The following is a 25,557-nucleotide window of genomic DNA, read 5'->3' as shown; positions in this document are numbered from 1 at the left end:
TAGTTTAATGCTATTGTGAAAAGAGAATTCTTAATTTCATAGGCAAAACTTTCAATTAAAAAGATGAGGAAGTACAGATTGTATGAAAAACCGTAAAATAAAACTAATTTTAGTATTATCTACTGTCTTGTTATTGTTGTTTACAAGTTTAAATGTCTTTACCTCTTACGTGAAGATGAAAAAGACGGTTGAAGAGTCAATCGGTAATCAAAGTCTTATAGCAGCAGAATCCATTGCGTCTGCGTTAGATAAAGAAACGTATCAGAAATTTTTGAATAATCCCGCAAAAAACGACTATTATTGGGAATTAACAAACTACTTAGTTGATGCAAGAGAAAAACTGGGAGCATTATTTGTATATACATTGGAAATCGATAATCCAAAAGTATCGAACGTAATGATAGGCGGATTACCCAAGGAGTTAGACGAGAGCTATAGTATTGGAGTGGTTTGTACAGTACCCGAAAAGCAGGTCAAAAGAGCCTTTGAAGGAAATACATATGTTACAACTGTAATTGAGGATGCCGACCATGGCTCTTATCTTTCTGTTGGAGTACCGATAAAGGATGAAGCAGGAAAGGTCATGGGCTACTTAGGTATCGATATTAGTGTTGATACACTTAATGATATTAAGGGGAAAGTATTGAAAAACAATATCCTTCTCTTCGTCTTTAATGGTGCCTTTATTTTGGTCGCTATCGGATCCTTCTTATTATTGCAAAGATGGTATCAAAAAGAAGTGGCAAAGGAAGTCGGGTATACAGAAGATACATACCAAGCTGAACTTAAAACGTTAATCACTTCCATATCTTCTTTAAGACATGATTTCACCAATCATATTCAGGTTTTACACGGACTACTTCAACTAGGGGAATCTAAGCAAGCTCAGCAATACATATCTTCTTTGTCTAAAGAAGTTCTGGCGCTAGAAACTCTCAAACTAAATATAGATCATCCTGGTCTTTCAATCTTACTGCAAACAAAGAAACTGGCTGCACAAAATTATCATATTGATATGAATTTTACGGTTTCTCATGATGCATTCGATAAAATAAAAACAACAGATTTAATCATAATTCTGTCGAACTTAATTGATAATGCAATTGATGCAACAATTGCATTACCTGTAGCCGAACGTAAAATAACAATTAACTGTCAAACGGATGTTACGCAGTATCTATTTAAGATTACGAATACTGGACCTAAAATTAGTGACAATGAACATATTTTTAAACAAGGATATTCAACAAAAAATGCAGAACAAGGAAAGATAAGAGGGCAAGGTTTATTTATTGTGAAGGAAGTTGTGAATAGATATAATGGGGAAATCACAATTGATTCAATAAATGATTTAGAGACTATGGCCCTTGTGGGAATCCCTCTAAAGTAAATTTGAATGAAAGCGTAAACTCCCTACTACTTGTGGGGAGTTTTTTTATTCATTCCGCTATTCACGCTACTAATTTTTGTTTTGTGCATTCTTAATTCGAATGATTATTCAACTGTATGCACATCTAGTAGACATAACGCTAGTGACATATAGTCATCGTATATTTAATGATAAATTTCGACAAAAATATCACTAGCGTCGCACGAAGTCGTTCTGAATATTAAGTTTTATTTTTCATGCTTTCAAAAGAAAAAACGAAAACACCTGAATAACGATAATAAATATCCATTTTTTTACTACAGCCATTGACTAGCGTATCAGAGACAACTTTTTACTGTTAGGGCACGCTTTTTCCTTGGATTTTTCTGATCCAAGTATGTGCTGGCTTCCATAAAGCTGCTTTTAGATAACGACTGATTTGCAGATAGGTTCGTTTACTTTTGGTCTGTAGCTGCGCTAAAATATTTAAACAATACACGATCATGGCGATATAGACTTGGTTATGTACGCTTTCCTGACTTTGTCCATAGAACTTTTTGATGTTCAAATGCTGCTTCATCCATTTGAAAAACAGTTCGATGGCCCAGCGAGATTTATACAGTTCCGCGATTTCAGCCGCTGGCAAATCAAATCGGTTTGTAAGCAGGTTCAGCTGATTGCCTTTGGAATCTAACACTTTAAGAAGGCGAAAAGCGTTTTCCGAACGATTCTGCACAGTGCCGATGATTAATTTTCAGTACCTACTAGCGTTGCATAGTATTCATAAATAGTAAAAAAAGATAGATTATACCACCTATAAAACAAAAAAAGGAAACACGTCCGTAAATGACGAATTGTTTTCTTTTTTTATACAGTAGAGTTTTTCTTAAAAAATGCTCTTTAGTAATCGGGCTTACAATCGCGAAATCTTCTCCAAAACGGATTTCTATCGGTTTGGAATCCGGCAACCTTTGCCTTCCTTTGCTTTTCTTTAACCGACGTTTACAGGTAGTTAAAAGTTGGCTGATTGGATTGAAAATATAGAGACGAACTACCCTTAAAAATGCCCATACTGACTTTTTAGGTTGATGAATGAGTCGCATGATTTCAATAAGGGCAAAGGTAATCAACGTGATAAACAGCTGATTCCAAATACCTGCGGGCGAATGGCTGAACAAATGGCTGACCTTTAAATGCTGCTTAATCCATTTGAAGAAGAGCTCGATGTACCAGCGGTTCTTGTATGTCTCTAAAATTTCTGCTTCACTTAAATCGAGACGATTCGTGATTAGAAGGCAGAACTACCAGAGGATGAACCAGGTAGACGAGTAACCTACAGGTGATTCTGACGATGAACTGCACAGCCTTGGCGGAAAGTTTGCTTTGCTGGCGATGTTTCACTTTTTAAGAACCGAGTGAGTGGGTTCCAATATTATGTGTTAACCAAGCAGTAAGCGTACCGTTTTTTGTTTAAAGTGCAACTAGATACTGACTTCAATCAAGCGGATCCCGTACCAAACATCTTGCGACTGCGTGGCCGAATGGCTAAATGAGTCAGCTCCATCAAACTGCACGAACGAGATTTACGTACTAATCGTCAGCAAGAACAGTTTGTGCAATTGAAAAAAAACTATCAAATTTTCCGGGAACACCCCTTTCTATTGGGGATTGGAAAAAGCATGGTCCTCTCAATCTGAGGTTCATGCTTTTTCTTTGATTCATCTAGCTTCCTTCATTTGCAACCCCAACTGTTTATTCAACTTCAAAAACCCTATACCCGTAAGAATTGCACTTATGGCACCTATAGCTGCGGCAATGCCGATATCGCCGAACATCATAGTAGATAGGACCAATCCAATTACGCCAACAATGAGTAAAAGTATGCCGATGATTTTCATTATTATTCCTCCTTGTATTCAGTGTCAGTACATAGCACCGGGGGGTGTTAAACAGAACTATCCACTCATTCCAGTTCTTCCAACACATCTGGATAGACAGCGGTACTAAAGATTTCTCCAGTGCCGGCATCCTTCGTGTGCACTGTGACGTTCAACTCGTCTCCATCCTTTCTAATCAGTTACTGTACATAAAAGAAGACAGGCGAACCTTCACTCGAATCATATGAAACTTTATAGTCATCCCCAATTTTCACTTGGTTGGAAATAAAGCCCTCACCTGAACCACCATTGTAAAGCTCTTTTGACAATTCATTTGGGACGACAGCTGAAACCCATTCATATACTTCTCCTTCATTCGAGACGAAATCAAAATTCATGTTCGAAAAATAGAGGCTGTCATCGTCTGTTTCAGATTCCTTCAAAAACCCTTTCACCTTAATCAATACATATTCAAATCCATCAGCAGCTGGCTCATTATACATATTTTCTTTTTCGATAATTGCCCAAGCTTCATTCCCACGAATCGATTCAAGCAGTGTAATTTCTATGGATGAATCATAGGCATTATAGCTATCATCATAAATATTTTCCTTTACGGTAATCGTTTCTCCAAAGGGTAAAGGATTTGATCTTGTGCCAACTGGCTTTTCAACGATTACTTCTTCTTCCACTACTTCTTCAGCTTCAACTTGTGATTCTGCAGCCGCTTCATTTTTCGGTGTCACTTCTCGGCTATTTTTTTCATTGATGTCACCACAAGCCGCAAGTACCAACAACAATAGTGCACTCCAAATCATCATTACTTTTTTCATATAATTGACCTCCTGTTTTTGTTTACTCTCTCATTGTAAATGCCCATAAAAAATAACCTTTGCGTATATCCACAAAGGTCATCGGTATTGCTCGTACATTTTTTCTGCTTCTTGTTTCATCCGCTGGGCAAGTTGGCTGGGATGCAGTACTTTGACTTCGCCGCCCCATCGGAATAGCCACCGGACAAGGCCGTCACTCATAGCAACTTGTGACTTTAATAAAAACGTCCCGTTCTGTTGATCTACAATGTTGGCTTTTAAACCAAAGCGATCAATGACTACATTAATTAATTTGTCATGAAACTTAGCTTCCAATGAAATCATATCACCGCCAAACATATGGAACATCCCACTTGTATAGGTTTTTAAATCGAAATAAGGATCGGCTACAAATCGCTCTTCCAGTACACGAACAGTGCGCATGCGGTCAACGCGATATTGCCGAATTTCATCTTCTCTACTAAAATGTGCCACTAAATAATAGCGGTCATTATTCCACACGAGCCCAAGTGGTTTTACGAAATAATCGTTTCCGTCATTACTTAGATGAAATTGAAGATCCGTTCCGTACCTTCCATATTGAAAGGCTACCATTCGTTGGTCATGGATTGCTTCATGCAACGACTGAACAGTTGATATGATTTCGACTGCTCCTTGTGGTGATTCCTCGGCTACAACTAATTCATTCGTTAACTGCTTGGCCAAACTTTGGCTTGTCAGTTTTCTAATTTTCATGAGTAATTGATTTGTATCCCGCCGTGGAATGAATTTTGCTGCTGAAATGGCATCCATCAATAAGCGAAGTTCATGTATTTTGAAAAGCCGACCGTCATAATAATAACTTTTGAGTAACCCATTTTTCTGTTGGACAGCGACAACTGGAAAAGCAGTTGAATTTTCAAGTGATTGGACATCGTCACGAACTGCCCCGATTCCTACCTTTACATGTTCCGGGAAGAGCCCATGAATATCATGAATCGTCATCATTGTTTTTTCATCCGTATACTCTTGCAGAATGCGTATCACTTCTAACAAACGATCTCTTGCTGTTAATTGTTCAGTCATCATCGAACTTCTCACCCTTTTATGGATAATTTTCAATACCTGCGCGACAAACGATCACCATTTCCCTCACACAGTTACTTCCACCCATTGCTTCCCCTTCAACTGCTCAAATACCTTCTCCACGGTCCCAACTCCAACATTCTCATACTTCGCTAAGATCACAAGCTCATTCGGCAATTGTCCAACCGTATCAATCTGGTCCTCCTTCAATTGTTTAAGAAGGCTTGGGCTTCCTGTAAATTCGTCGACTGTGAATGGAATCATGGCCAGTTCTTCTGTGACTACGATAGAGTCGGCTTTATAAAAGAAAAACAGTTCACCTGGTCGCTCAATTAATAGTTGTCTACGGACTTTCTCTTCTTCGATATACGTTTTTAATTCCCCAAAGAGGTTTTCGTCATTTTTTTCGGTATAGCGTTTGACGTGTTTGTGTAAGCCTTCGAGGTAGTTTGGTAATTCGCTCATAATGCGTGCTTGTTGCTCTGCTCCGAGACGGATGAGGAACGTTTCGGATTTGTCGAAGCGCTGCGACAACTGGAAAGCGTCGCGCAGGAAATATGGGATGTCGAGTGTTAGCCCTTTGTATGTCAGTGTTCGAATTGTTGTAAAGCCTGGTTGTTCTGGAACGGACGGCATGTTCACAGCGATAACAGCAGATTGTTGTTGACCGGGTTCTATTGGCTCTTTCTGTAGTGCTTGTCTAAGCATTTCTTCAAGCACTTTCAACCGCCCTTCTAGCTCGCTGAAATCATACGTTTCTTCTATTGGTGACGGATCCACATATTCCGGTACGATAAGGTCAATAGGACCGTATACTTCGACATACCATTTAACGATTGTGTAAGATGGCTTCCCATTAAAGAAGTGCTTCAGAATAGCGGAACCTACTTGTACCATGTGCCGCCTTGTTGCCGAATTGGTGAAAGTGATGAAGCGCATCACGAATTTCGGGTGTTAATGTCATTTAGTAGATTGAGTCGTTCTTTGAGGTCTGTCCATTGTTCGTTCGGTAGTTTTTCTGCTTAAATGACTTGTTACAATATATTTTCAACGAACGCTCTCGCATGAGTTAGCATTGTCCGTGTGCTAGAGAAGATACTGCTTTCTAGTTCGCACGCGACGAATGCAAGTTCTTTAGAGAGCGGTTCAAGATATTGATAGAAGTAGGTTTGATTATTCATATAGCATGTCCCCCGATTATCGCAAATTGTTTATATGGTATTATTTCACAATATTAGCAGGGGGGCGTTGTTCTTTTCACATCCAATTCGGTAAAAGTACATGCCGAAAATCCATGAGAATTTCCCACACTGGCACTTCTAATTCCTCATGAAAAAAACACCACATTTTTTTGCTGGTGTTTTGGGTTTATTAGATTGGTTATGGATTCACTGTGTAATGGAAGCACAGAAGTTTCCAGTAAATCCGAAAGCTCTTTGTCATTTACACAGTTTTTTCTTAATTCTTCAACTTCTGTCACTCTCAATTTAGTTAGATTAGCGATTTCTGCATCATCAAAACAAGTGCGAAGTTTTTTCCTTCATCATGTATGCCTTCAATTTTTTGGCTAGCCATCAGCTCCGTAACCATAGGTGGTAAGTTATTTTTTCGAAATGTAACATTTGAAAGTGATCCTCTTGAAGTTAATCTCTTAATGATTCTTTTAGCTGTTCGGGTAATCGCAATAAATAATCGATTCGCAGAGGATATCTCTTCACTTCTAAATATCCCCTGCTCTGCTCTCCACAGTAATTCAGTAGACATTTTTTTGAAACTGAGAGGCAACCTTTCTTGTATTGTTTTCCTAATTTGTAATATCAGTTGCTATTTTAACGACCGCCCGCTGTAGTAAACTGAGGGTAGAATCTATTGGAGGTGTGTGTCGTGGGCTACACTACACTCCTAATTGCTCGATTTATGTCACTTGACTTACTCGTTTACATCGCACTTTTACGGGATGTTAGATTACAACGATTTAAACATTCCTACCTCGTTTTCCAGCTTTATGGGTCTTGTCCTACAAATAAAAAGTAATGCGTTAAATTCGAAGCTTAGATTAAATGGATTGTATCCCTGTAAGATGATAAAGCAAGATCCCTTCACTCGGTACACTTTATTCAGTATCTTTCAATAGCTTTGGAAGTAGAGGTGGAGTAATATCTTTCAATCCAGCTAGACCTAAAATCGTTAAAAATATTTTTTGTACACCATAAAAAGCATCTTTAGGATCATAATACTCATTTAGTGTATGGAATCCTCCAGCTTCACCTCCACCTCCTAAAGTAACAGCAGGAATTCCAAGTGAAATGGGGATATTAGAATCGGTACTACCTGCCCCATCCAATTTCTGTTCGAATCCTAGAATGGATGTAGCAGCTGCAGCAGCTTGTACGATAATGGTGTCAGGACTTTGATAGCCTGCTGGACGGTTACCTACTAACTCCATTTCAACAATAATATCATCTGTTTTCTCCCAATGAAGATTTTCTTCTTCCGCTGCAACATTAATAATATTAATTATCTTTTTTTCTAAATTTAATAATTCTTCCTGGGAATTAGAGCGCAAATCGATTACCATTTCTCCGACTTCCGCAATCGTATTCACTGAAGTACCTCCGTGTATTAATCCAACATTATACGTTGTTTTGGGTACCGTTGGGGTTTCTAATGATGATATTTTAGCAATCGCCCTTCCTAGAGCATGTATAGGACTCGGTGTCCCAAAATTCCCGAAACTATGCCCACCAGGTCCTTTGTATGCGACTTTATATCTTTTACTCCCCGTTGCTAAGTACGTTATTCTGTCTGGAGCCCCAGGTTCTATGGATATAAAACCATCGATATCGACTCGATTTTCAAACAATTTCTTTACTCCTAGTAAATCTCCAAGACCTTCTTCACCAACCGTTGCCCCAATTATCAAATCCCCTTCAGTTTCAATATTAGCGTGATTTAGTGCTCGAATTATTGTTAGGACAGATGCCAAACCACGACCATCATCAGCAATTCCTGGTGCATACACTCTCCCGTCTACAATTTTAGCAACCGTATCTGTACCTTCAGGAAATACTGTATCTAAATGTGCACACAAAACGATTGAAGGACCATTTCCGTTTCCTTGGCGAACTCCGAATACGTTACCAACTTCATCCACCGTGATATTTTTTAATCCAAGTTCAGTAAGCTTCCTTTGATAGTAGATTCCTCTTTTTTCTTCATAAAACGTAGGTGCTTGAATAGCTGTCAGCTCAATTTGCTCGTCAGTTGTGTAATCATTATCTTCTTTTAAAAATAATAGTCCTTTTTCTACTCTAGAATTGGAACTTAGTAAACTGTAAACATCTTTTACTTTATCCGATACAGTATACCCTTGCATTTCTTCTTCAATTACATACTTTTCAGTCATTAGAGAATCCCTCCGAATCTTGAAATAAACCACAGTTGAACATCGCTATAATTGTCTAACGAAAACGACTCCGTAAACGATAGCGGAGACAGCTTAGCGCTAATTAAGCTAATCAATTTATTTATTTTGTATTCTTCAATTACATTTCACTTAAATTCGGAATAGAATATATTTTTTTCGGTCTTCCGCGCTTACCCGTTGCCTCTTCAGTAACTTCTATTAGCCCCATTTGTTCCATCTCATTTAATATTCTTCTTGTATTTCGATCTGTGTTTTTCAGAAGTGTCGTTATTAGTTCACTATTAAAACTTGTTATCTTCTTATATTTAATGAAAAAGTAAATCTTCGCCGGAATTATTGGTGTATATTTATTTTCTTCCAGAATTTTTTTCCATGCCTCTGGAAGTTTATCTGCTGTAAAGTTATTATTCTCCTCCAGAAATACATTCATTATTTCTTTCATTTGATTGACAAATATTATTTTTTTACTTTGATTTTTTTGGTGTTCTTCAAAGGAGTGTCCAACATTTTGCATTGCTTCATATACAGTATGTCCTGAGCCAATCCCGATTTTCAGTTCAATTGAAGTTTGTAGTTCAACTTTATTCACTAGTTGACTAAGTGATTCATTCAAATACAATAATTCAAAATCACCATAGGTTGTGTAAATTTGAAAACGATCTTCATTGGAACTGTCGAGAACGCCATTTAACTTTTCGGCAACTTTCAATAATGCAAGTTCAAGAGTTAATCGTTTTCTTTTCGCATCGTATGTGTTAAGTGCTGTAATCCTTTCTTTATTTATTTGCTCGATTCCAATAATCGCAACTTTTGATTTTTCAAAGATTTGACTTGTAGCTCGGGAGACAAGTAAATTAAAGACCGTTTGTATTGCTAGTTGGGAAGGTACGATTCTATAACAAGGGATTCCTAACTTTTGCAACTCTTCATAAACAGTTAATAAACAAGTTACTGCAACTTCCGTATTTTTTTCTTTATAATTTTCAACATGAAATTCAATGATCTCTACATACGTTTGTTTCCTTTCATATGGGAATAACTCTATTTTCAAAGTGGTTAAGCTATACTCTCTTAGCAGCTGTTGAATTGTTTCACCTTCAATTGAATCTACACTAATTGAAGATGTCGTTTTCTTTCGCTCAAGGAATATTTTTAATAAAGTCCCTAAAAAAGCGATTCCGTATAGTGGTGGAAAAAAACCTTCGTTTTCCTGTATCCAGCCTTTATCAAGTGCATAATAATAAGGAGTTTGTCCCGAAAAAATCCACTGTGCTACATCATACTTATTGTCATTAATAATATGCTCCAATTCATCTCGATGAAAATATTCAAATTCGACTAACTCAATTCGGAAATCGGCACTTGCGACTTCTTTTATTTGATTTAGAGAATCGCGAGGTCCAATTGCACCAATTCGGATTTTCAACTTATCTCATGTCCGCTTAAAATAGGAGCCGATTCAGAAACACTCATCTTTACTTCATTAAAAAGTGGATGGTGACATGCAACAGAGTGACCAGGAAGTATTTCTCGATATTCCGGGCTTTCTGTTTTACATATATCAGTCGCATACGGACACCTTGGATGGAAGTGACAACCACTTGGTGGATCGCTTGGATTTGGTATTTCACCTTCGATGAGCTGATGCCTTTTCCGCAAATTGGGATCTGGAATAGGTACAGAATCTAACAATGCATGTGTATACGGATGAAGTGGGTTTACAAATAATTCATCCCGATCTGCTAATTCCACCATACGACCTAAATACATGACGCCAATCCGATCGCTAATATGTCGCACAGCTGGCAATCCGTGAGCTATAAAAATGTACGTCAAATCCATTTCTTTTTGTAATTTCTTCAGTAAGTTCAAAATTTGAGCTTGAATCGAAACATCTAAAGCAGAAACAGCCTCGTCACAAACAATTACTTTTGGTCGTAATGCGAGTGCACGTGCAATTCCAATTCGCTGGCGTTGTCCTCCACTAAATTCATGTGGGTATCTTTTTAACTGATGTTCTCCAAGTCCTACTAGCTTCATTAAGCTGAGAACTTCATCACGTAATTTTTTTCCAGATGCAACCTTATGAACAACTAAAGGTTCCCCAATAATTTCTTCAACCTGCATTCTTGGATTAAGGGAAGAGTATGGATCTTGGAAAATCACTTGCAAATCTCGCCTAGCTTTACGAAGTTCTTCGTGACTAAGCGAGGCAATATCTTTATTGTCAAAATATATATTTCCTTCCGTTGCATCAAGTAAGCCAAGCATTAGTTGTCCAGTTGTAGACTTTCCACAACCAGATTCTCCAACAATTCCAAGTGTTTCTCCTTCAAATACTTCAAAGTTCAAGCCGTCAACCGCACGGACCAATGTAGTGGTTTTCTTGATATAGCCTTTTGTAATTGCAAAATGTTTCTTTAAATTGCGCACTTCCATAATTACTCTTTTTTCTGATGTGTTTGAGTCTTTTACTAACTCCATCCTATTCACCCCCTTATACTTTAATGCAGCGCTTCGCATGGGTAGAACTGACATACTCTAGCTCTGGATGTATTTTCGTACACTCAGCATCCGCAAGTGGACATCTAGGGTGAAATTTACATCCGGTTGGCATATTCGCTGGATTTGGTACAGTTCCCTCTATTGAATAGAGGTTATCTACAACATCATGAATTTTTGGAATCGACGCCATTAATCCACGTGTATATGGATGTAATGGATTTTCAAATAATTCAAAGACTGGTGCTTCTTCAACAATTTCGCCTGCATACATAACGATGACACGATCTGCAACTTCTGCAACAACGCCAAGGTCATGTGTAATCATCAAAATACCAGTATTTCCTTTTTCCTTTAAACTTCTCATAAGCGTTAAAATTTGGGCCTGTATCGTTACATCAAGCGCAGTTGTGGGTTCATCCGCAATTAACAATTTAGGATTACATGATAATGCCATTGCAATCATCACCCGTTGTCGCATCCCCCCAGACAATTGGTGCGGGAAACGCCCCATTGCTTTTTCAGCATCCGGAATTCCAACAAGTTCTAGCATTTTAATTCCTTTTTTCTGTGCTTCTTCTTTTGATAATTGATTATGAACAATTAATGTTTCCCTTAATTGATAACCAATTGTAAAAACAGGATTTAAGGCTGTCATGGGTTCCTGAAAAATCATGGACATCTCTTTACCTCGTAATGTTCGGTAATCTTTTTTGCTAATCGTACGCAAATTTTTTTCTTTGAATACCATTTCTCCATCGTACACCTCACCGTTTGGAGGGAGAATTCCCATTAATGCGAGCGAGGTAACACTTTTTCCACTACCTGATTCTCCAACAATTGCCAACGTTTCTCCTTCATTCATAACAAACGATACACCATTCACCGTTGAAACGTATCCGTCTTCTGTTTTAAAACGTACACGCAAGTCTTTAACATCCAAAATTTTAGTACACATAATCTCACCTCGCAATTAGTCTATAAGTTTTGGATCTAACACGTCTCGCAACCAATCACCTAGAAAAATAACACCTAAAACAGTTACAGTAATTGCAACCCCCGGGAATGTAGCGACCCACCAACTCGTTGCAATATACTCTCGCCCATCACTTAACATAAGCCCCCATGAAACATCTGGTGATTGAATGCCGAGACCAAGGAAACTTAAACTCGCTTCTAAAATAATTGTTGAAGCTACATTTAATGTAGCAATTACGATAAATGATGAAATTACGTTAGGCAAAATATATTTCACGATAATCCGGTAATCCTTTGCTCCAATTGCTTTTGCAGAACGAACAAAATCTCTCTCTTTTACACTCAATGTTTCACTTCGTACCATTCTCGCGTAGACGACCCAAGAAGTTCCACCGAGTACGAGAATTAAAGTTGTAACACTTGGTCCCAAAACAGCGAGGATAATTAACATAAACAAAATGTTCGGAATCGCGAGGAATGAATCGACGGTTCTCATTATTATGAAATCCCATATATAACCATAATATCCAGCGATAAGACCAAAGATAATCCCCAAAAATCCAGCTAGAATAACTGCACTAATTCCGACCAGTAAGGATATTCTTGAACCATAAATAATTCTACTTAATACATCACGGCCTAAATTATCTGTTCCTAATGGGAAATCTTTTGTTCCCCCTTCCAACCAAAATGGTGGAATAAGCCGATGCATAATATCCGTTTTGGCAGGGTCATACATCGCTAAAATCGGAGCGAAAACAGCCATACCTGTCATTGCTAATACAATTAGAAGACCGACAAATCCAGTCTTACTTCTAAGAAGTCTTAAAAAGAGGTTGTGAAGTTTACTCTTCTTTTTCCGATTAAGCATGTACTGAGAATTTTCAATTGTTTTAGTCATGTAATTCCCTCCTTAATCGTACTTAATTCTTGGATCTAGGAGTCTATAGACAAGATCCGCGATTAAATTACTTAATATTACGAATATAGCAATTATAAATGTTGCTGCTTGTACGACGCCCATATCACGCAAATTGACGGCCTGTACGAGTAATTGACCTAGACCTGGCCATGCGAAGACTGTTTCTGTAATAAGTGTTCCACCTATTAATGTCGATGTTTGCAGAGCCATAATTGTAACAACTGGTATTAAAGCATTTCGAAATGCGTGTCTGTTGACGACAATCGACTCTCTTAATCCTTTACTACGGGCTGTCCGGATGAAATCTTGCCCCAAAATTTCTAACATACTTGAACGAATTAGTCTTGTCATTTCAGCAGCAATTCCTGTCCCCAGTGTAATTGCCGGAAGAACCAGATGCAAAAAACCTCCTTTTCCCGATACAGGAAAGAATTGAAAGTTAACGGCAAATACTAAGATGAGCATAATTCCTAACCAAAAACTTGGCATTGCCTTTCCTAGTACGGCCCCGCTCGTAATGAACAAATCCATGAAACTGTTCCTCTTTACAGCTGAGAGTATCCCTAGCGGAACGGAAATAAGAATTGCAACAATCATTGAAGCAATTGCAAGCTGAAATGTTGCGGGCATTCGATCTAAAACAAGTTCTAGAGCGTCTGAATCATAGCGTAATGATTTTCCAAAATCACCTTTAACTAAATCACCTAAATAAGAAAAGTATTGAACAGGAAGTGGATCATTGAAACCAAGGGCCTCCTTTAATGATTCACGTTCTACATCCGTGGCTGTTTCGGGGAGCATTAAGGAAACCGGATCACCCGTTACTCGAACTAATAGAAAAACGATTAGCGTAATGAGGAGAAGGACAGGAATCGTTTTCAACAAATTTTGAAGTAAATATTTCATTCAAGTGTACCTCCTCTTTTAACAAAAAAAGAGGGGGAAATCCCCCTCTTATTTCAATTTAATATCGTCTGCGTAGAACATTTCATCCAATCTAGGTGTAAATTCAATTCGATCATTCACACCGTAAATTGACTCAAGTTGATATAGATAAATTTGTGGACGATCATCTGCTATAAACGCTTGTGCTAGTTTATATTGTTCTGTGCGCTCATCCAAGTTCATGTTAGACTCGGCAGTTTTCAACAAAGCCTCTGCTTCAGGGTTATTATAATCGGTTTCCCCTTTTGCTCTTTCAAATTGCAAACGATCTAATGCAAGAGAAGCATCAAACATTGAGTTACCATAACCAATGAAGAACATATCTCCGAATGTTCTTTCTGTATATTTCACATTAAATGCACTCCACTCCAAGAGTTCGAGTTTAACTGTAATCCCAACTTCTCCAAGCATCGCTACCATTAATTCTGAAGTTTCTTTATCCTTCAAGTAACGACCATTTGGTGCACTTAATGTAAGTTCAAGTCCATCTGCGTAGCCAGCCTCAGCCAAAAGTTCCTTTGCTTTTTCTGGATCATACAAAGTTTTACCAAAAAGATCCTCATTTGCACCTACGTTACCTGGTGTTACACGTGTACGTGTAACTTGACCAGCACCGTTAAGTAGTGAATCTACAATTGCCTGCTTATCAATTGCCAAATCAATTGCTTCTCGTACCAGTGGATCTGCTGTAACATTTCCTTCTCCAGTACGAAGGACAAGCATCATGACACGTTGTGTTGGTGTTGTAATTACAGAAGAACCATCACCTGCGTCAATACGCTCAACATCAGTTGGTGGAATGTTAACAGCAATATCTACTCCTCCAGTAAGAAGTTCAGAAACGCGAGTAGAATCTTCTGGAATTGCTCTAAATACAAGTTCGTCCCACTTAGGGGCTTCTCCAAAATAGTCTTTATTTGCTTCTAGAACGAGTCGGTCGTCTCTTTTCCACTCTTTTAATTTATATGGACCTGAGCCAACTGGTTCTTTCAAGAAAACCTCCCAGCCTTCTTTTTCAATATAATCTTTTGGAAGAATTCCTGAACCAAGTCTAGACAAACGGTTTAGTAAAGCCGGTTCTGGATTTTCAGTGATAATATCAAATTCATAATCGCTTTTTACTTTTACCTCTTGAATTTGTTTATAACTCCCAAATTCAAGCAGTGTTTCGTCTTTCGCGACACGTTCCAGTGTGAATTTCACATCATCTGCAGTCAATTCTTCACCATTGTGGAATTTTACGCCTTCTTTAAGTTTGAAGGACCATGTATTATCATCTATATTTTCCCAACTTTCAGCGAGATCAGAGATGAAACCCTCCGCACCTCCATTTTTAACAAGGTAGTTGAACATATTTACATGCACTGCTTCTGTACTTGTCGTATTATGATTATGAATATCAAACGATGTTACATCTGTCCCATTCGCAATAGTCAGAATTTTTGATTCATTCTCCACCGCTGTATCCCCGTCTTTATCCTTAGCTTTATCCGTGCTAGAGCTATCATTGTCTTTTGAACATGCTGAAACGATTAAAAGCAATACGAGTATAAATGTTAGCAAATACTTTCTCATTCTTTTCCCCCCTCTTATTTGTTTAAAAATGATAGAGCTAAATTACTTAAAGCACCAATTCCAAACAATATTGCTTTCTCATCAACATTAAATCGAGTTGTATGGATTCCATTGGAAGTAGAATCACCCGAACACGTACCTAACCGGAAAAATACAGACGGCACTTTTTGTGAGAAATATGCAAAGTCCTCTCCACCCATTGAGGGATTAGAGAAACCAACAGCATCTTGACCAAATGCAGATCTTGTTGTAGAAACGAAAAACGCTTTACATACATCATCATTTTTTAAAGCTGGAGTTACATAGTTATAATTTAAATTGCAAGAACCTCCAAATGCTTTTGCTATGTTCTCTGCGATTTGACTCATGTTTTCTTCCATAACTTCTCTTGTCTTTGGATTCAACGTACGAACAGTTCCATTTACAGTCACCGTGTTAGGAAGAATCGTCCCTTTTGTTCCACCTTGAATTTGTCCAACACTGAGCACAACTGAATCGAGCGGATCAATTTGTCGACTTACAATTTGTTGAAGTGCAACAAGAACTTGTGCAGTGATCATAACAGCGTCGACCGCTAGATGCGGATGTGCTGCATGTCCACCTCTACCTGTTACTGTAAGTTCGAATATATCCACGGCAGCACCGCTGTAAACACCATTCGAAACAGAAAATTCACCAACTTTTAATGCAGGTGCGACATGTAGACCGGCAATCATATCCATCACTGGATTTTCGAGTGCACCGCTTTCAATCATCTTTTTCGCACCGAGCCCAATTTCTTCAGCTGGTTGGAAAATTAGTTTAAGTGTCCCCTTTTCCAAGCCAATCTCGGAAAATACCTTTGCAACCCCTAACAAATTCGTCGTATGGACATCGTGACCACATGTATGAGCTACACCGTCATGAATGCTTCGATAGTTTTCATCGATTTCATCAAGCATTGGCAAAGCGTCCATATCTGCACGTAAGCCAAGAACTCGTCCATCTTCTTTTCCCTTCAAAATTCCAATAACACCTGTTCCTCCAATACTTTCTTGCACTTCATATCCCCATTGCCTCAGATATGTAGCTACCACTTTAGATGTTCGTTCTTCTTGAAAGGCTAATTCGGGATGTTGCCGTAAATCTCTCCGAATTTCAACAAGGTCGTCGTAGTTTGATAAAATTGCTTCGTATAATTGCGGATGTACATCTTTGAGTTTCTCAAAGTTCTCATTTATAACTTGAGTGACCAACTTACTTATCCCCCTTTCTAAGACCCATTTCTTCTCCATATTTGAATATAAATGATGCCATCATTTTAATTCCATCAATAAAATCTTCAACACGGATGTTTTCATTTGGTGCATGTGTGTAAGACGTGAAATTACCTACTCCAAACGAAACTGCTGGAATACCGAATTTTTCAGTTAGTTCATACATAGGACCAGTTCCGGGCGTATTCGGAATCACATTTGGTGGTTGTTTCGTATATTCCTCAATTGTCTCTAATACAGCTTTAACAATTATTTCAGATGGATGTGTACGTACTGCAATCTCTTTACCGAATGTTCGTATTCCAATATCAATAAATCCTTCGGCATCCAGATAAGTACGCAATAATACCAATATTTTATTTGGTAGTTGGCCAGGTACAAGTCGAAAATCAATTTTTGCAACCGCTTCCGAAGGCAATACAGTTTTTGATCCCTCACCTGTATATCCACTTTGAATTCCACAAATATTACATGTTGGTTCAAAAATATGCTTTTTCTTCAATTCTTCACCTTTTAAGTTATTAATAAATTCATCAATACCCAAGTGTTCCAATAAATCAGTCTCACTTATTTTATATTGTCTGATCATTCGTGACTCTTCTTCGGAAATAGGAGTAATATCATCATAAAATCCAGGAATTAATATTCGATCTTGTGAATCTTTCAGTAGATTCAATGCTTTAATTAATCGCCAAACCGGACTCCCAATAATTGAAGCTTGAGCAGAGTGAAGATCTGTATTTGCACCTTTGGCAAAAAGTTCTACATATAACAATCCTTTAACGCCAAGCGATACTTCAAGGCGATTCTCTGCATCCCTATAACCAAATTCCCATACACAACCATCAGCATTAATTTTTTCACTATGTTTATCGGTGAATGCTCCGAGATTAATACTTCCAATCTCCTCTTCACCTTCAAAGATGAATTTAATATCAATAGGCAATTCACCAACTACCTCTTTAATTGCATGAACTGCTGCCATACGTGCTATTAAGTTACCTTTATTATCAGCAATCCCGCGAGCATATAATCGATCCCCAACAAGTGTTGGTTCAAATGGTGGTGTATTCCATAATTCAATTGGATCTTCCGGTTGAACATCATAATGATTATAAAAACTTAATATTGTATTTGTTTCTCCTGTTAAATGCGAGAAAACAACAGGTTGTCCACCAGTATCTAAAACTTCTGCCTGAACATTGAACGCTTTACTAAACAGATGCTCAAGATAAGAGACGCTCTCCTTCATCCCTCTATTTTGGGCAGCCACACTTGGAATCTCGCAAAATTCTGTGAGCCAATTTAAATAATACTCACGATTTTTTTCAATATATTCATGTATAGGTTTCATCAATTCAAGCTCATCACCTTTATCGGAAAATTTCCTAAATTACTTATACCGACTTTATATCGAATCCAGAATTATGTCAATAGATTTTATCTAAATTATTGAATTAGTTAGATTTCTATGTATAATATAAACAATGCTATAGAAAAAATAAAAAATTGAGGAGAAATGGATGAAAATGCAAACAAATCTCGAGTTTTTAAAGGCAAATGAAGATATTATAAAACAAAATTTACTTACTCTTGTTAAAGCTGAATCACCTAGCCACGACTTACAGTTGTTAAAAGAATGCGAACTAACAATTAAAGAGATTTTCCGCAAACACTTTGGCAGTCGATTTACGTTAATAGAATATTCAACAGAATACAGTGCTACACATCTACTCTATGAAATGAAGAATAACTTGAAACCAAGAATTTTATTAATGAGCCATTATGATACAGTGTGGAATGCAGGCGAATTACAATTGGTGGAAGATGAAAATATTATATCCGGTCCAGGCATTTATGATATGAAAGCTGGTCTCATATCTTCTATTTGGGCTATCAATTCTTTATTAAACGTAGAAAAAGAACTTCCTTTCACCCCCGTTTTTCTCTTTACTTCGGATGAAGAAACAGGAAGTGAGTCTTCCAAAAAAATTATTGAATCGGTTGCCAAAACTTGTGACGTTGTTTTTGTTATGGAACCGCCAGAGTCACAAACAAATGCATTAAAAACTGAACGGAAAGGTGTCGGTCAATTCGAAATCAAAGTAACAGGGAAAAGTGCACATGCCGGTAATCATCATGAGGATGGATTAAATGCAATTGTAGAAATTGCAAAAATCATTGTTAAACTTGAGAGATTGACCGATTATTCTCAAGGAACTACCGTGAACGTAGGAACAATAAAGGGCGGTTCAACTAGTAATGTAGTCCCGGAAAAAGCGAGAATTGAAGTCGATTTTAGATTTACATCCGATGCTGAAGGTAAACGGATTGAACAATTATTTAAAACCCTTACAACTGAAGATGATCGGTTCTCACTATTAATTTCAGGTGGAGTAAACAGACCACCACTTGAAAAAAGTGTTGGAAATAAAAAACTATTTGAACTCGCGAAAATTGCAGGTAAAAAAATCGGTATGAACATAAATGAGTCCAGTGTCGGAGGCGGTAGTGACGGCAATTTCACATCTCAGTTAGGTATTCCAACAATAGATGGACTTGGAATTCCAGGAGATGGTGCACATGCGAGAAACGAACATATCCAATTCAATTCCTTTGCAGAAAAATGTGCTTTTATCGCAGAATTTTGCATGGTTGTAAGCCGCACTAAAACACTTTAATATAATCTATATATGTTGAACAAATGAATACGGTGTATGCGCTTTACAAAGGTTTTTGGGAGGCCACTGAAAAAGCCCTTGTACTAGAAATGAATTAGGATTCCCACTAATACCGCTTCGACGCTTTGTGGATGCCTCCCGCGATAAGCCAGAAAGACGCGCCTGCGCTGGATGGTCTATGTGAGAAAGAGCTTTTCATTATCTGTGATGAAATCTGCAACCTGGAGTGCGTCTTTCTTGACTATAAGTAGTATCAACTAGTAATCACATTATAGTCTCGGCATATACATCTTAAAATCACATTTCTCTCGATAATGAACTCCCTAGCGCAGGCGCGGCGAAAGGCCTCCCCAAAGCGTTCTACAATCCACACCCCGAATTAATACTCTCTCCTTATTGAGCGCCACAGTAAATTTAGCGAAATTCTTTAATTCAACATATATATTGATTATATTAAAAATAGAAGTTTGACCAAGGAATTCCCTTAGCCAAACTTCTATTTTTACATATGATTAAATATCATCGAGAAGTATATTTGTTCATGACTTTTCAGACCATGCTTCCCCTTCATTCCACTAAACAAACAAATTGCCGTACAACGGCTAGTAAAAAATGAACATACAATCAGAGCCATGATTAGAAATGAAGAGCAAGCAAAGGCTTTTAAGACAATCGGTATTGAAACAAGGCATGCGGATTTGGAAGGAAGCGTGGAGGAGATTGTTGAAGCTGCACGGGGCTGTGACGCCTTTGTCTTCACCGCGGGATCTGGTGGACATACAGGGGCAGACAAGACAATCTTGATCGATTTGGATGGAGCAGCTAAATCGATAGAAGCTGCTACAATACTTGGCGTCAATCAATTTATTATGGTAAGTGCGATTCATGCCAATAAAAGAGAAAACTGGGGCAGCATGAAATATTATATGACTGCAAAACATCACGCTGATAAAATCCTTGAACAAAGTGACTTGACGTATACGATTATTCGTCCTGGAGGTCTTCTCAATGAACCAGGTACCGGAAACGTTTCGATTGCCGAAGATTTACCTACTTCAACTATTCCACGAGAAGACGTAGCCAAGACGATTTTAGCAACTTTAACGAAGGAAAACACTTTTAATCGTTCATTTGATCTTGTGTCTGGTGAGGATCAGGTTTCGGATGCATTAAATAGGGTTTAATCAGGTAGATATGTGATAGAGATGAAAAGATTTAGTTTATTACAGGGTGTTCTACAGTCTTTGGACGTGAAATTGTCAATCATGTCATGGACAAAACGTAAACATACACTCGAAAGCAACAATCCCTATAATGCAGTACCTAGCTAAATGAACAGCCGGTAATTTCAGACAAAGAACATACAATAAGCCCTCATTTTCTTGGTATCGAAAATGAGGGCTTATTGTAACTATCATGGTTTACTGAATGTCTTTTTGTTAGTCATTGTCTTTGCCTCTGTCTCTGTCTCTGTCTCTGTCTCTGTCTCTGTCTTTGTCTTTGTCTTTGTCTTTGTCTTTGTCTTTGTCTTTGTCTTTGTCTTTGTCTTTGTCTTTGTCTTTGTCTTTGTCTTTGTCTTTGTCTTTGTCTTTGTCTTTGTCTTTGTCTTTGTCTTTGTCTTTGTCTTCGTCCTTGTCCTTATCCTTGATCTTCTTTTTATCTTTCTTATCCTCTTTATCCTTCTTGTTTTCTTTATCTTTCTTCCGCTCGTTGTCTTTCCTTTTACTTTGTTTCTTTTTTTTCTTTTCAACCAATGGTAAATTAAATTCCTTGTTAGGCAATTCACTCATGGATTTAGATACTATTTGTTGGAAGATGGTTGTAACGGTGACACCACTTGTTGCTGTCAAGTAATGGTCTTGATCTGTTTTATCATAGCCTAACCAAATCGCGCCTACGAGATCTGGCGTATACCCAACAAACCAATGATCTTTTGAACCAGCTACACCAGGGAAAGGTAGTTGTGTAGTACCAGTTTTTCCAGCTACGTCTATTCCGGGTATCTGTGCATTGCTAGCTGTTCCGTTATCCACAACACCTTTTAGCATATACGTCATCTTTTGAGCAACTTCCGGTTCTGTAACCTGCGAAGACTTGTCACTCCACTTACCAATTATTTTTCCTTCTGCATCCTTTATTTCTGATATAGCATGAGCTTTCATCATTATTCCATCGTTAGGATATGCGGAAAAAGCCTGTGCCATTAACAAGGGTGACGTTCCTTGGTGTAAGCCACCAAGTGCTAACCCGAGATTATGATCTTCTTTTTCTAAAGGAATACCAAACCGTTCAACTGTACTAAAACCTTTTTCAATTCCAATTTCATTTAATAGCCAAACTGGAGGTATGTTATAAGAGTTTATTAGTGCATCATACAGTGTCACATGTCCGCGGTATCGTTTATCAATATTTTGTGGTTGGTAGCCGTCTATATTGATTGGTTCATCAACCAGCATATCGTCAAAGTCATACCCCTGCTCCAATGCAGAAGTGTAAACAGCAAGCGGTTTTAAGGCTGATCCGGGTTGCCTTACTAAATTTGTCGCATTATTAAAACGTTTGTACGTATAGTCTCCTCTTCCTCCAACTAACGCGCTAATCCCACCCGTTTTAGGATTAAGAAATACGGATCCACTTTGAATAAGTTGATCGGGCTTGCTAACTGGAAAATTGTTTTCATTCTGATAGACTTCTTCCGTAGCGTCCTGAATAACGGGGTTTAGTTCCGTATAAATATGAAGTCCCCCAGATAACACTTCATTCTCAGTTAATCCGTACTTATCTACTGCTTCCTCGATTAGATAGTCCACATAATATGGATATTTTCCTTTATAATCGATGGTCTCTTTATCCGTTAATACAATCGGTTGATCTATTGTTTTATCGAAATCCTTTTGATTGATATACCCTTCGCTCTTCATTAATGACAGCACGATATTTCTTCGTTCAACCGCTTTTTCCATGCTTTTATAAGGCGATAAGTTAGATGGGGCTTTGACTAGTCCAGCTAGTGTAGCTGATTCGTTTAAAGTTAATTCACTAACATCTTTTCCAAAATAGACGTGTGCTGCTCGTTGAATACCCCAGGCGCCTTCACCAAAATAGATTTGATTTAGGTAGCGTTCCATGATGTCATCTTTTGAGTACGTTCTTTCTATTTTCTTTGTGAATATAAGTTCTTTGAATTTACGTGTATAAGTAGTTTCTGCTGTTAGAAATACATTTTTCGAAAGTTGTTGAGTAATTGTACTACCACCAGCAACCACTTCACCTTTAACTAGATTTTTCATGAGTGCTTTGGTAATCCCAAAGTAATTAATTCCGTTATGCTTATAAAATTGTTGGTCTTCCGTAGCGACAAAAGCTTCAATGAGTTCTGTTGGAATTTGCTCCAAACTCACTCCTTCTATTTTCGAGTTAGACACTTTACTAGCTACCTCGCCATTTATATCGTAAATATATGTAGGTTTTGGTTCAACAATGTCCAATTTACTTACATCACTAAATATCACTAAAATCGTAAATGCCAATAGACCAAAAAAGATAATACCTATGGAGACGACTACTAGTCTACTGATGAGTTTTTTCGATTTAAACCATTCTTTACTTCTGCTTAATCGTGCTTGTTTATTCCTTCGTTCCATTCTACTCAATCTAATACCACCTTCTACTTTATTGCCAAATAATTTAACACTAACTTCTGGCAACCCATACCTACTTTCCAACACTAAACTAACTCCAATACGATATCAATAGTGTCATTGTCGCATTCGATGCCAGGTATCACCACAAGTTGAAGAGCTCAAAGACAAACATTTTACACTTCTGAGTACTTATAAAAAAATATAGTGAAAGTTTCATAGGCATTAATGTAATCAATAGTACGATTGCCCCATGATCAGTCAATCATGAGACATGTAGGAATATTGTATCCAACAATTCAAAGCCATTATCAGCAACCATTTTCTTCCTGAACTAACTGACAGCTTGTTCAATTTCAGAAATCCTACACCCATAAGAATTGCCCCAATTCCTATTTTTTTATGTGTTCCTGGAAGTAACCATGATTATCCTGAATCATCATCAATATTTTTTCAGTAGTCATCTAATTTCTCACCCTTTTATTGAGATTGTTCAATCCCCCATCTACTTTGGAATAGCATTTGGGTAGCTATTATTCCGCTAACTGTCACACTGAATTAGCCTGACAAGTGTTTATTGTGGTAAAATGGAGAGGTTGGAATAATTATGAAACCTCTAGTTACTAAGTTACGTTTATCCTCAAAAGGGTACTCGTTAAACAACACCAAATACTAGGAATAGAGTTATCATTTCCTTCCCTACTGAAATATAAAAAGTTAGCATAACACAGGGATACTTCTATTAAGTAGCTACCCGAAATAAGAGAGGAATGAACGAATAGTGCAATCAGTTGGAGTTTACATGGAAACAGAGAAATCAGCTCTCACGGACAAGTGTTTAAAACAAGCTATAGCTAAATTACATTTACATTTGACAGAAGGGCAAATTGCAAAACACAAAGAGCTATTGACCGTTTTAATAAGCCAGTTTTCGAAAACGCTTCTTTCAAGTAACGAAGAAATAGAGGACTTAAATTTAGAATATGACATTGATAACTACTATTACAAAGATGGCACTTTACTTAAAGATACTATCGAAATAATAAGTACTTTTCGTCTGTCTCTCATGCAAGAAATTCAAAAAAAGGGTCTTCTGGAGCAATATAATACGGAAGGAGTAGCTAAACTTTACGAAAAAATCACATTTGTTTTTGACGATGCTATTCGTAACACTACTAAAAAGTTTAATGAAAGTAATCAAAAAGTAATTAAAGCAATTGAAAAAGAAATTTTGCAACTTGCTGCACCCATTGTTCCAATTAGAGATGGCATTGCAATTTTACCCCTAATTGGTGACTTTAGTGAAGAAAGATCAACTTACATTACAAATACTGTGATTCCGAAGGTAACGAAGTTAAATATCGAATTGTTGGTAATTGATTTTTCAGGAATCCATGTGATTGATACCTATGTCGCTCAACATGTTTTTCAAATAATCGATATCTTAAAGTTGCTCGGAATTGAAACTGTCATTACAGGCGTAAGACCGCAATTAGCCATGACTACTGTAGAGCTAGGGATAGATACAAAGAATTTGAAAACCTATGGTAACGTTCAACAGTTCTTGGAGACGTTTGATAAAAAAGAACAAGAGTAAATAGGTGAATAAATCCACATCCCTCGGTTACTTGAAATTGGGATATTCTATTTTCTCATTTAAATCAAAAGAAGCATCTTACCTGCATGAATCTGACTAAGTATTTTCCATATGAATACCTAAGAAACGGTAGCTGTGCTGGCAAGTAATCGTGATAGTCACGATTGTTTCTACACAGCAACCATAAGTTCAAACCGCATGACAATCACTATCTCTACGATAAACGCATATTAATTTTTACTCTTTAGTCTCCATCCTCCCATACCAAATCATAGCAATCCCCATATAGAATGTAGATCTTGAATCTTTTTACTCGAAGGGTTTTTCAAAGATCTGTACACTTACCATAACTTTGCAAGTTTAAATATTTTTACTCAATGTGGTTTATCTTAATGCAACATGGGTATACATAGATTACAAGGCGGAACTACCGAAGGATGAACCTTAGTAGACGAGTAACCTACAAGTGATTCCGACGATGAATTGCACAGCCTTGGCGGAAAATTTGCTTTGCTGACGATAGGTACACTTTTTTAAGAACCGTGTTATCAGGTTCCATTTCTAATGTGTTAACCAAGCAGTAAGCGTACCATTTTTTGTGAAAGTGCAACTTGAAGACTGATTTCAAAAGGGCAGATCGCGTACCAACCATCTTGCGACTGCATGGCCGGAATGGCTAATTGAGTCAGCCCTATCAAACTGCACTGACGAGAGTTACATGATTATTCGTCAGAAAGAACAGTTTGTGTGATTAAAAAACTATCAAATTTTCCGAGTGCCCCCCCTTTTTATCGGGGTATGGAAAAAGCATGATCCCCTTTGTATAAGGATCATGCTTTTTTCTTGTTTATGGAACTATCACTACCTGCAAAAAACTGCCCGCAAAAGC

General features: G+C 37.6%; 21 protein-coding genes and 1 pseudogene. 4 read left to right on the top strand and 18 right to left on the bottom strand.

Annotation, left to right across the window (positions count from 1 at the left end):
• Positions 1-82: 82 nt before the first annotated feature.
• Positions 83-1,390 (top strand): sensor histidine kinase, encoded by a 1,308-nt coding sequence (locus MKZ26_RS21810; protein WP_340767518.1) that lies wholly within the window; start codon positions 83-85, stop codon positions 1,388-1,390.
• 337 nt (positions 1,391-1,727) lie between these two features.
• On the opposite strand, the pseudogene MKZ26_RS21805 reads toward MKZ26_RS21810, so the two are convergent.
• The 17 genes and pseudogenes from MKZ26_RS21805 to MKZ26_RS21725 form a co-directional block, all read right to left on the bottom strand.
• Positions 1,728-2,120, bottom strand: a pseudogene (locus MKZ26_RS21805) (transposase); the annotation flags it as partial.
• A 13-nt stretch (positions 2,121-2,133) separates the two neighbouring features.
• Entirely contained in the window at positions 2,134-2,658 is a 525-nt protein-coding gene (locus MKZ26_RS22425) for a transposase (RefSeq protein WP_445683468.1), read from the bottom strand.
• 429 nt (positions 2,659-3,087) lie between these two features.
• A complete protein-coding gene (locus tag MKZ26_RS21795; protein ID WP_340767517.1) occupies positions 3,088-3,267 on the bottom strand; it encodes a hypothetical protein in 180 nt (59 codons plus the stop codon).
• Between the two features lie 179 nt (positions 3,268-3,446).
• A complete protein-coding gene (locus MKZ26_RS21790; protein ID WP_340767516.1) occupies positions 3,447-4,079 on the bottom strand; it encodes a hypothetical protein in 633 nt (210 codons plus the stop codon).
• Positions 4,080-4,157: 78 nt separating this feature from the next.
• Positions 4,158-5,147 (bottom strand): helix-turn-helix transcriptional regulator, encoded by a 990-nt coding sequence (locus MKZ26_RS21785; RefSeq protein WP_340767514.1) that lies wholly within the window; start codon positions 5,145-5,147, stop codon positions 4,158-4,160.
• 63 nt (positions 5,148-5,210) lie between these two features.
• A complete protein-coding gene (locus MKZ26_RS21780; RefSeq protein ID WP_340767513.1) occupies positions 5,211-6,041 on the bottom strand; it encodes a hypothetical protein in 831 nt (276 codons plus the stop codon).
• Between the two features lie 137 nt (positions 6,042-6,178).
• Positions 6,179-6,325, bottom strand: a complete 147-nt coding sequence (locus tag MKZ26_RS21775) for a hypothetical protein (protein WP_340767512.1) — start codon at positions 6,323-6,325, stop codon at positions 6,179-6,181.
• 310 nt (positions 6,326-6,635) lie between these two features.
• A complete protein-coding gene (locus tag MKZ26_RS21770; RefSeq protein WP_340767511.1) occupies positions 6,636-6,908 on the bottom strand; it encodes a hypothetical protein in 273 nt (90 codons plus the stop codon).
• 349 nt (positions 6,909-7,257) lie between these two features.
• Entirely contained in the window at positions 7,258-8,550 is a 1,293-nt protein-coding gene (locus MKZ26_RS21765) for a M20/M25/M40 family metallo-hydrolase (RefSeq protein ID WP_340767510.1), read from the bottom strand.
• Positions 8,551-8,689: 139 nt separating this feature from the next.
• Positions 8,690-9,997 carry a hypothetical protein gene (locus tag MKZ26_RS21760; RefSeq protein ID WP_340767509.1) on the bottom strand — a complete coding sequence of 436 codons (1,308 nt, stop codon included), beginning with the start codon at positions 9,995-9,997 and terminating at the stop codon, positions 8,690-8,692.
• On the bottom strand, positions 9,994-11,055 hold the full coding sequence (locus MKZ26_RS21755) for an ABC transporter ATP-binding protein (protein WP_340767508.1): 1,062 nt from the start codon (positions 11,053-11,055) through the stop codon (positions 9,994-9,996). The genes MKZ26_RS21760 and MKZ26_RS21755 overlap by 4 nt, the downstream gene beginning before the upstream one ends.
• Positions 11,056-11,068: 13 nt before the next feature.
• Positions 11,069-12,031, bottom strand: coding sequence for an ABC transporter ATP-binding protein (locus tag MKZ26_RS21750; protein ID WP_340767507.1), 963 nt, complete (start codon positions 12,029-12,031; stop codon positions 11,069-11,071).
• Between the two features lie 15 nt (positions 12,032-12,046).
• On the bottom strand, positions 12,047-12,922 hold the full coding sequence (locus tag MKZ26_RS21745) for an ABC transporter permease (RefSeq protein WP_340767717.1): 876 nt from the start codon (positions 12,920-12,922) through the stop codon (positions 12,047-12,049).
• Positions 12,923-12,964: 42 nt separating this feature from the next.
• Complete coding sequence (locus tag MKZ26_RS21740; protein WP_340767506.1) at positions 12,965-13,879, bottom strand: ABC transporter permease; 915 nt, start codon at positions 13,877-13,879, stop codon at positions 12,965-12,967.
• 48 nt (positions 13,880-13,927) lie between these two features.
• Positions 13,928-15,493, bottom strand: a complete 1,566-nt coding sequence (locus MKZ26_RS21735; RefSeq protein WP_340767505.1) for an ABC transporter substrate-binding protein — start codon at positions 15,491-15,493, stop codon at positions 13,928-13,930.
• Between the two features lie 14 nt (positions 15,494-15,507).
• Positions 15,508-16,728, bottom strand: a complete 1,221-nt coding sequence (locus MKZ26_RS21730; RefSeq protein WP_340767504.1) for a M20 metallopeptidase family protein — start codon at positions 16,726-16,728, stop codon at positions 15,508-15,510.
• A 1-nt stretch (position 16,729) separates the two neighbouring features.
• A complete protein-coding gene (locus MKZ26_RS21725) occupies positions 16,730-18,103 on the bottom strand; it encodes a M20/M25/M40 family metallo-hydrolase (RefSeq protein WP_340767716.1) in 1,374 nt (457 codons plus the stop codon).
• Between the two features lie 169 nt (positions 18,104-18,272).
• Between MKZ26_RS21725 and MKZ26_RS21720 the strand changes: the two genes are divergently transcribed.
• Both MKZ26_RS21720 and MKZ26_RS21715 read left to right on the top strand, forming a co-directional pair.
• Complete coding sequence (locus MKZ26_RS21720) at positions 18,273-19,430, top strand: M20 family metallopeptidase (RefSeq protein ID WP_340767503.1); 1,158 nt, start codon at positions 18,273-18,275, stop codon at positions 19,428-19,430.
• A 569-nt stretch (positions 19,431-19,999) separates the two neighbouring features.
• On the top strand, positions 20,000-20,614 hold the full coding sequence (locus tag MKZ26_RS21715; RefSeq protein WP_340767715.1) for an SDR family oxidoreductase: 615 nt from the start codon (positions 20,000-20,002) through the stop codon (positions 20,612-20,614).
• 255 nt (positions 20,615-20,869) lie between these two features.
• Here the strand turns inward: MKZ26_RS21715 and MKZ26_RS21710 are convergent, their stop codons facing one another.
• Positions 20,870-23,074, bottom strand: coding sequence for a transglycosylase domain-containing protein (locus MKZ26_RS21710; protein ID WP_340767714.1), 2,205 nt, complete (start codon positions 23,072-23,074; stop codon positions 20,870-20,872).
• A 799-nt stretch (positions 23,075-23,873) separates the two neighbouring features.
• Here MKZ26_RS21710 and MKZ26_RS21705 point away from each other — a divergent pair.
• The gene (locus MKZ26_RS21705; protein ID WP_340767502.1) at positions 23,874-24,668 is read left to right on the top strand and encodes an STAS domain-containing protein; all 795 of its coding nucleotides are present in this window, start codon (positions 23,874-23,876) and stop codon (positions 24,666-24,668) included.
• Positions 24,669-25,557: the final 889 nt, after the last annotated feature.

It is taken from the genome of Sporosarcina sp. FSL K6-6792 (assembly GCF_038004885.1).
GTDB classification, from domain to species: Bacteria; Bacillota; Bacilli; order Bacillales_A; family Planococcaceae; genus Sporosarcina; species Sporosarcina psychrophila.
Note: the sequence above shows the minus strand (reverse complement) of the source record. Positions and strands in the feature narration are given on the sequence as shown.

Coding starts and splice junctions, on each gene's coding strand:
- MKZ26_RS21795 (WP_340767517.1), bottom strand. CDS start 3,267: ATGAAAATCATCGGCATACTTTTACTCATTGTTGGCGTAATTGGATTG.
- MKZ26_RS21775 (WP_340767512.1), bottom strand. CDS start 6,325: ATGAATAATCAAACCTACTTCTATCAATATCTTGAACCGCTCTCTAAA.
- MKZ26_RS21705 (WP_340767502.1), top strand. CDS start 23,874: ATGGAAACAGAGAAATCAGCTCTCACGGACAAGTGTTTAAAACAAGCT.
- MKZ26_RS21790 (WP_340767516.1), bottom strand. CDS start 4,079: ATGAAAAAAGTAATGATGATTTGGAGTGCACTATTGTTGTTGGTACTT.
- MKZ26_RS21710 (WP_340767714.1), bottom strand. CDS start 23,074: ATGGAACGAAGGAATAAACAAGCACGATTAAGCAGAAGTAAAGAATGG.
- MKZ26_RS21725 (WP_340767716.1), bottom strand. CDS start 18,103: ATGAAACCTATACATGAATATATTGAAAAAAATCGTGAGTATTATTTA.
- MKZ26_RS21735 (WP_340767505.1), bottom strand. CDS start 15,493: ATGAGAAAGTATTTGCTAACATTTATACTCGTATTGCTTTTAATCGTT.
- MKZ26_RS21770 (WP_340767511.1), bottom strand. CDS start 6,908: ATGTCTACTGAATTACTGTGGAGAGCAGAGCAGGGGATATTTAGAAGT.
- MKZ26_RS21755 (WP_340767508.1), bottom strand. CDS start 11,055: ATGGAGTTAGTAAAAGACTCAAACACATCAGAAAAAAGAGTAATTATG.
- MKZ26_RS21765 (WP_340767510.1), bottom strand. CDS start 8,550: ATGACTGAAAAGTATGTAATTGAAGAAGAAATGCAAGGGTATACTGTA.
- MKZ26_RS21785 (WP_340767514.1), bottom strand. CDS start 5,147: ATGATGACTGAACAATTAACAGCAAGAGATCGTTTGTTAGAAGTGATA.
- MKZ26_RS21720 (WP_340767503.1), top strand. CDS start 18,273: ATGAAAATGCAAACAAATCTCGAGTTTTTAAAGGCAAATGAAGATATT.
- MKZ26_RS21740 (WP_340767506.1), bottom strand. CDS start 13,879: ATGAAATATTTACTTCAAAATTTGTTGAAAACGATTCCTGTCCTTCTC.
- MKZ26_RS21780 (WP_340767513.1), bottom strand. CDS start 6,041: ATGGTACAAGTAGGTTCCGCTATTCTGAAGCACTTCTTTAATGGGAAG.
- MKZ26_RS21750 (WP_340767507.1), bottom strand. CDS start 12,031: ATGTGTACTAAAATTTTGGATGTTAAAGACTTGCGTGTACGTTTTAAA.
- MKZ26_RS21745 (WP_340767717.1), bottom strand. CDS start 12,922: ATGCTTAATCGGAAAAAGAAGAGTAAACTTCACAACCTCTTTTTAAGA.
- MKZ26_RS21810 (WP_340767518.1), top strand. CDS start 83: ATGAAAAACCGTAAAATAAAACTAATTTTAGTATTATCTACTGTCTTG.